The 7642-nt window shown below is 46.5% G+C and carries 7 protein-coding genes; 1 reads left to right on the forward strand and 6 read right to left on the reverse strand.

Annotated features, from left to right (window positions below; all coding sequences use genetic code 11):
• From ACRCZA_RS10450 to murJ, 5 genes are all read right to left on the reverse strand, one after another.
• Positions 1 to 256 (reverse strand): FKBP-type peptidyl-prolyl cis-trans isomerase (locus tag ACRCZA_RS10450; RefSeq protein ID WP_438674374.1); only part of this gene is annotated, 256 nt, incomplete at its 3' end.
• Positions 256 to 768 (reverse strand): signal peptidase II, encoded by a 513-nt coding sequence (gene lspA, locus ACRCZA_RS10455; RefSeq protein ID WP_438674375.1) that lies wholly within the window; start codon positions 766 to 768, stop codon positions 256 to 258. The genes lspA and ACRCZA_RS10450, both read right to left, overlap by 1 nt.
• 9 nt (positions 769 to 777) lie before the next feature.
• Complete coding sequence (ileS, locus tag ACRCZA_RS10460) at positions 778 to 3600, reverse strand: isoleucine--tRNA ligase (RefSeq protein ID WP_438674376.1); 2823 nt, start codon at positions 3598 to 3600, stop codon at positions 778 to 780.
• 32 nt (positions 3601 to 3632) lie between these two features.
• On the reverse strand, positions 3633 to 4568 hold the full coding sequence (gene ribF, locus ACRCZA_RS10465) for a bifunctional riboflavin kinase/FAD synthetase (RefSeq protein ID WP_438674377.1): 936 nt from the start codon (positions 4566 to 4568) through the stop codon (positions 3633 to 3635).
• A 65-nt stretch (positions 4569 to 4633) separates the two neighbouring features.
• Positions 4634 to 6193: a murein biosynthesis integral membrane protein MurJ gene (gene murJ, locus ACRCZA_RS10470; RefSeq protein WP_438674378.1), complete on the reverse strand. Its 1560-nt coding sequence runs from the start codon at positions 6191 to 6193 to the stop codon at positions 4634 to 4636.
• A 252-nt stretch (positions 6194 to 6445) separates the two neighbouring features.
• Between murJ and rpsT the strand changes: the two genes are divergently transcribed.
• Positions 6446 to 6712, forward strand: coding sequence for a 30S ribosomal protein S20 (gene rpsT / locus ACRCZA_RS10475; RefSeq protein ID WP_007650172.1), 267 nt, complete (start codon positions 6446 to 6448; stop codon positions 6710 to 6712).
• A gap of 60 nt (positions 6713 to 6772) precedes the next feature.
• Here rpsT and ACRCZA_RS10480 read toward each other — a convergent pair whose 3' ends face one another.
• On the reverse strand, positions 6773 to 7069 hold the full coding sequence (locus tag ACRCZA_RS10480; RefSeq protein ID WP_438674379.1) for an ArsR/SmtB family transcription factor: 297 nt from the start codon (positions 7067 to 7069) through the stop codon (positions 6773 to 6775).
• Positions 7070 to 7642 lie beyond the last annotated feature (573 nt).

The following is a 7642-nucleotide window of genomic DNA, read 5'->3' on the forward strand; positions in this document are numbered from 1 at the left end:
TCGCTGGGAAACGACTCCTATCCATATAATGAATAGCATCAGGATTCGACTCGCCAAATGCGTCCACGGCTTCTAGCGTAAATTGATGCTTATCTCCCTCTTTAAGATCAATCAACTGCGCCTCAAAAGCGGGGCTTAAACTCCCATCCCCGACATTTAAACGTGCAGGCTTACCTGAAGCCTTAGTGCTGTCGGCGGTCGAACCATCCGCCAGCACAATATTCATATGACACAATAAAGAACGAGAGCTAGTCACTATTTCACCTCTTCTGTAGGATCTTGCTCAGACTTTGCGCTGAAAAATGAATCCCAAATAATCAACACTGCACCAATAAAGATGGCAGAATCAGCAATATTAAAGGCTGGGTAATGGCTAGTGCCCCAATAAAAGTCGATAAAATCCACGACAAAGCCATGCATTAATCGATCGATTAAATTACCTAACGCCCCGCCGATCACTAAGGTATAGGCTAAGTTGAGCTTCCACAACGACACCGACTGCTTACGCAGCCATACGGTCAACAGGGTGCTAAAGCCTATCGCCACGGTAGCAAACAACCAACGCTGCCAACCGCCCGCCTCGCTTAAAAAACTAAAGGCTGCGCCATAATTACGCACATAAGTAAAATTAAAGAAGGGCAATAACTGCACCGACTCAAACAAAGCAAAATTGGCTAAGACCCATTGTTTGGATAGCTGATCGGCCAAAAACACCAATACGGCTACCCAATACCAACGTAAGCCACTGTCTTTCCAAATTAATGGCATACGGATCCTTTACGCAAATTGACGAACTTCGCCGTCGCCTTCAATATTGGTGACGCAGCGAGTACAGAGAGTTGGGTGAGCTTCAATGCTGCCAACTTCTTCTCGGTGATGCCAACAACGCTCACATTTTTCAGCGGTGCTTGATGCAACGACTAATTTAAGAGAGGCCAATTCAGTGTCAACCGCATCCGCCGTCGCGGCCGCTAATGGCAACACTTTGGCTTCTGAGGTCAGCAACACAAATCGAAGCTCTGCACCTATGTGGGTCAGTTGTTCTGCCAATGTGGCATCAGCATACAAGGTCACCTCCGCCTCTAACGAACCACCAAGGCGTTTATCGCGGCGAGCCTGTTCAATCACTTTGTTAACTTCGTTACGCACATCTAATAATTGCTGCCAATAGTCATCACTCAAATCGGTCGCTAATGTAACGGCGCTTAGACCTTGATACCATTCTTGAGTAAACACATAGGCATCACGCTCACCGGGTAATAATTGCCACACTTCATCAGCAGTGAAACTTAAGATAGGCGCAATCCAACGCACCATCGCTTCGGCAATGTGGAACAATGCCGATTGACAGCTGCGACGCGCATGACCTTCTTGTTTAGCGGTATATTGGCGATCTTTGATGATATCTAAATAAAAACTACCTAATTCTACTGAGCAGAATTGCATCAGCTTTTGCGTCACAATATGGAAATTGTATTGCTCGTAAGCATCAATAATTTCTTGCTGCAGGGCCGATGCGCGGCGTACCGCCCAGCGATCTAACGCGACCATGTCTTCAACGGCCACTAAATCCTTGGCAGGATCGAAACCATTTAAGTTGGCTAATAAGAAACGGGCAGTGTTACGAATACGACGATAGGCGTCGGCGCTGCGGTTTAAGATTTCATCTGATACCGTCATCTCACCACTGTAATCGGTTGCCGCCACCCAAAGACGCAGAATGTCCGCCCCTAACTTATTGGTGACTTGCTGCGGTGCAATCACGTTGCCAATGGATTTTGACATTTTGCGGCCTTTACCATCAACGGTAAAGCCATGTGTCAGCACTTGTTTGTAAGGCGCTTTACCATTCATAGCGGTTGAAATCATCAAGGACGACATAAACCAGCCGCGGTGTTGATCGCTGCCCTCAAGGTATAAATCGATGCCATGACCATGAAACTCTGGACGAGCGGCAACAACCGATGAGAACGTTGAGCCGGAGTCGTACCAAACGTCTAAGGTATCAGTCACTTTACGGTATTGTTCAGCTTCATCACCCAACAATTCGGCGATATCGAGATCCCACCACGCTTGAATACCTTGCTGCTCAATACGGTTAGCCACCCGCGCCATTAAAGACACGGTATCTGGGTGCAACTCTTCAGTTTCACGGTGCACCAACAGGGTAATTGGCACGCCCCACGTCCGTTGACGGGAAATACACCAATCGGGACGATTCTCAACCATCTTCTCGATACGGCTTTGGCCCCAATCCGGGATCCATTGGGTCGCATTGATTTCTTTTAATGCTTGGGCACGCAGTCCATGGTTGTCCATCGAAATAAACCATTGAGGCGTGGCACGGAAGATAATCGGCGTTTTATGGCGCCAGCAATGAGGATAACTGTGGCGATACGCAACATGATGTAATAACGCACCTTTTTCTTTCAGCAGTGCCACTACATTGTCGTTCGCTTTAAACACATGTTGACCAGCAAAATACTCAGTATCAGGTTTGTAAACGCCGTTATCACCAACAGGATTAGCGACTTCCAAACCGTATTTTTGCCCAACCACAAAGTCGTCTTGACCGTGTCCTGGTGCGGTATGAACCACACCCGTACCAGCATCCGTGGTGACGTGTTCGCCCAAAATCGCAGGAACATCAAAGGCTAAAAATGGATGCTTAAAACGAACAAGTTCAAGTGCCGCACCTTTTATCTTGGCTAATACGCGGTGACTCTCGGCGCCGTAACGGCTCATACAAGCTTCAGCCAACACATCGGCTAAGATCAACGCGTGAGTTGCTCCGTCTTTCACAAATTCAACCAAGCTGTAATCAAGCTCTGGACTGATGGATAAAGCGCGGTTAGCAGGCAGGGTCCAAGGTGTGGTCGTCCAAATCACCATAGACACAGGATGTGAGTAATCGCTTACCCCAAACATAGCGGCAACAGCTTTACTGTCCGTCGCGGTGAACGCCACATCGATAGCCGGTGAGGTTTTATCTTCGTATTCAACTTCCGCTTCCGCGAGGGCTGAACCGCAATCAGTACACCAATGCACCGGTTTTACGCCCTTTTGTAAGTGGCCACTCTCAATCACTTTAGCTAAAGAACGGACAATGTTGGCTTCGGTAGCAAAATCCATCGTCAGGTATGGATTATGCCAATCACCGAGCACCCCGAGGCGGATAAAGTCTTCACGCTGGCCATTAACCTGTTCGGCGGCATATTTACGGCACTCTTCACGGAACTCGGCCGCAGAAATTTTCTGGCCCGGCTTGCCGACTTTTTGCTCAACCTTAAGCTCAATCGGTAGACCATGACAATCCCAACCCGGCACATAAGGCGCATCAAAACCGGCCATGGTTTTTGACTTAACAATGATATCCTTGAGGATTTTATTGACTGAGTGACCAATATGAATGCTGCCATTAGCATAGGGTGGGCCATCGTGCAAAATGAACGGTGTACGCCCAATTCGGCTATCACGGATCTGCTGATACAAACCGTCTTTTGTCCAGCGAGCTAACATCTCTGGCTCGCGATTTGCCAAATTACCACGCATCGGAAACTCTGTTTCCGGCAAATTCAAAGTAAATTTATAGTCGCTCATTGATCCTATACCGTTAATTAAACTGATAAAATTCAGCCTGCATCGTTGCCAAATAACGCTTTGGCCTCATTTGCATCATTCAAAATCTGTTGTTTTAGCGCATCCAATGAATCAAAGGGTTGTTCATCCCTCAATTTTGCCACTAACTCAACCTCAACATGTTTGCCATAGATATCGCCTTCGAAGTCAAAGAGATGCACCTCTAATTGGCAAACTTGGCCATTGACTGTCGGACGAAACCCAACATTAGCAACGCCTTCATAAATATCGCTATTATCCCAATAGCACTTCACCGCAAACACCCCTCGCACAGGCACAACTTTACGCTTCAGCGCAATATTGGCAGTGGGGAAGCCAATGGTTCGACCAATTTTTTGTCCGTGAGCAACTCGGCCACTTAGGGTAAAAGGATGGCCAAGCAAACGCCTTGCCTGTTCAAGATGCCCTTTTGCTAATTGCTCACGCACGGCGGTGGAGCTCACGCGGTGCGACCCCAGTATAAAACTCTGAGTGCTCACCACGGTAAATCCTAAGCGCAGTCCCGCTTGTTTTAACATCTCAAAGTTGCCTTGGCGACCTTTACCAAAACAAAAGTCATCGCCGACAACCAGATATTTGACCCCCAGCTTACGGACTAATAACTCTTCAATAAAATGTTGTGCCGGTTGACTTGCAAACGCACGATTAAAGTTAACACACACTAAACGCTCAATGCCGAGTTCATCCAGTAAAATCACTTTATCGCGTAACAAACTCAAACGAGCGGGAGCATTTTCACCACTAAACAACTCTTGTGGCTGCGGCTCAAAGGTCATCACCGTTGATGGCAAACGCAATTGTTTGGCTTTGGCCACCACATTAGCAATGACTTGCGCATGGCCGCGATGCACACCATCAAAATTACCAATTGTCAGCACACAGCCATGGTGGGATGACAAGATGTTATGTATACCGCGAATTAATTCCATAACGTTAGACAACTGCCAAGCGCAAATCGGCTGATTATATAACAGCTAGCGATGAGAATCAGCAATCAAACTCCCCGTTTAATTGACCAAGGACGAATACCACACACTAACAGCCCCATTAAATAAGTCACCGCCCCCAGCACAATCAAGCCAACCAGCGCATAACCGCGCTCAATAAACGGCCAAGCTAGCCATTGAGCTTGAGAAGGTGAAAAGTAGTACAAGACTACCACCATCAAGGCTGTCGAGACCACGGCTTTAACAAAAAACACGATAGTCGCTTTAGAAATACGGTACACGCCTGCCAAATGCAGGCCTCGGTACAAAAGACTGGCGTTTAACCAAGCCGACATCGACGTGGCAATCGCCAAGCCCACGTAACCAAAAGGCACAGCAAACAATAGGTTAAATCCCATATTGGTGATCATCGCAATAATCCCATAGCGCACAGGGGTCTTAGTATCTTGGCGAGCATAATAGCCGGGAGCGAGCACCTTTATCAGCATAAAACTCAGCAATCCGCTGCCATAAGCCATCAAACTATAGGAGGCCATCTCAACGTCGGTTATCGAAAATGCCCCACGCATAAACAATACCATCAACATCGGTTTGGCGAGCACAATCAACCCCATCATCGCCGGTAATCCTAGCAATAATATGGCTTTAATCCCCCAATCCATGGTTTTGCCAAACCCATCCCCCTCGGCATTAACATGATTGCGCGACAGAGCCGGTAAAATAACGGTGGCAATTGCAATCCCAAACAAGCCTAGGGGAAACTCCAGCAAGCGATCAGAGTAGTAAAGCCAACTGATAGAGCCCGTGATCAAAAAACTGGCGATAAAAGTATCGAAGAGCAAATTAATTTGTGAAACCGACACGCCAAATAACGCGGGGATCATTAACGTCCTGATCTTCACGACACCAGGGTGATGCCACCCCCAAGAAGGTTTTACCAGAGCATTTTCCCGCAGCAAAAAAGGGATTTGAAATAAAAACTGGATCAAACCGCCGGCAAACACCCCCCATGCGAGAGTGATTTCGGGTTGCGTTGAGGTCGGTGCGTAAAAAATGGCGGCGGTAATAATCGCCACGTTGAGAAACACTGGCGTAAACGCCGACACCGCAAAACGCCCACGGGTGTTTAAAATCGAGCCTGCCAAGGCCGTAAACGTAATAAACCACAGGTAAGGAAAAGTAATTTTAAGCACAACGGTCGCCAATTCAAATTTGGCCCCATCAGGCTCATCGTTCAACCAAGCAACAAACCAGCCACCACCAAAAAGCGCCGAAATAATTGGCGAAGCGATCACCCCAATCAAGGTGACAATCGTGACTAATAAACCGAGCGTACCAGCTACCTTGCTGAGTAACTCGCGAGTTTCATCGGCAGAATGCTTTTCTTGATATTCGGTCAGTACAGGGACAAACGCCTGGGCAAATGCACCCTCTGCAAACAATCGGCGTAAAAAATTAGGGATTTTATTCGCGAAGAAAAAAACATCAGCGCTCGTACCGGCCCCCATTAGGTTTGCAACAACAACATCTCTAACCAAACCTAACACTCGGGAAATCAACGTCATAACACTGACTATCATGCCAGATTTTAATAATTTTTTGCTCAAAGGACCCCCAGACCTAGATCGAATTGATTAGGTGATTCATCTCAAAAAATCGATTCAGGCTCTGTCACACTGCAGCAATAGCTGTTAGAATTGCGCCACATATTACACGAGTTGGGTCGAAGATAGCCAAGGCAGGTTGGATTAATTTATCTTTATGATGAATATTCAATCATAGTCATTGACAAAGTGACTAAATGCAGGCATATTCCTCGGCCTTTAAAAGTATCAAATCCAGTTTTTAGGAGTTGCACCTTGGCTAATAGCAAGTCTGCAAAGAAGCGCGCGCTTCAATCTGAAAAGCGTCGTCAGCATAACGCCAGCCGTCGCTCAATGTTACGTACATACGTTAAAAAAGTAATCGCTGCAATTAAAGCAGGCGATCACAAAACGGCAACAGAAGCTTTTGCTGCTGCTCAACCAATCGTAGACCGTATGGCGACTAAAGGCCTTATTCACAAGAATAAAGCTGCCCGTCATAAGGCTCGTTTGAATGCTAAGATTAAAGCTATTGCAGCTTAATATCTGTAGCAAATAAAAAAAACCGGCATTCGCCGGTTTTTTTATCTCTAAAAAACGCCATCAATGACAATAAATGTTATTCAAGAGCTGGATCATTTCGCGAACTTCGGCACTTTTCAGCGAGTAAAATACTGTTTGCGCCTCTTTGCGCGTGGTGACTAAATTATCTTTACGTAACCAAGCGAGATGTTGCGATAGCGCCGATTGGCTCAAGCCTAATTTTTTATTCATTTCACCGACACACATCTCACCTTCATTTAATAGGTAACAAAGGATAAATAACCGGCGTTCGTTTGCGAGTGCTTTTAACAGCACGACGGCATGATCGGCTCGCTCCTGCATCAGTTCAATATTCATTACGCACTTTCTCTCCTAAAACTAACCCCTGCGCTAATATAGCGTTGCCTTACAGATATAGTCGGGACATAAAGCACATTTTTTGCTACATTGTTTTCAAAAATGGGAGCTGCTTAATAAAATCAAAGGAAACTGATAAAATCCTATCAAGCAACAATATTCTGCATTTTAATTAGTGGTTTAGCTGCTAGCCAAAATTATAAAGTGTGTTGCCGCCCAGCGCTCTAGTCGCTCAATTGCAGCAAACGGCATTATCCTCTGCTTTAAGATATGAACTAGTCGAATCGCTAACTGTGGAAGTTGGCCCCAAATGAGCGGGCAACCCAAAGGATATGCTCGCCGTGAACTGGGCGATAGGGAAATGAACCAACCTCGACGTTGACCGCGTTTATTAAGAGCCGAGCCTGCGGTGTTTCTCAAGGTCGCTGTCTCATGTCTGGATGCTCCCAGCCTATGGTGTGACAGTGACGTCCCTAAGACAAAATGGACAGGATTATGTTGATTATCACGCCCTCCAAATAATACGTGCGATAAAAAGCTTCTTCATCTTTCGCCCAAAACATCGCAGCGTAT

It is taken from the genome of Shewanella sp. (assembly GCF_051658185.1).
GTDB lineage: Bacteria > Pseudomonadota > Gammaproteobacteria > Enterobacterales > Shewanellaceae > Shewanella.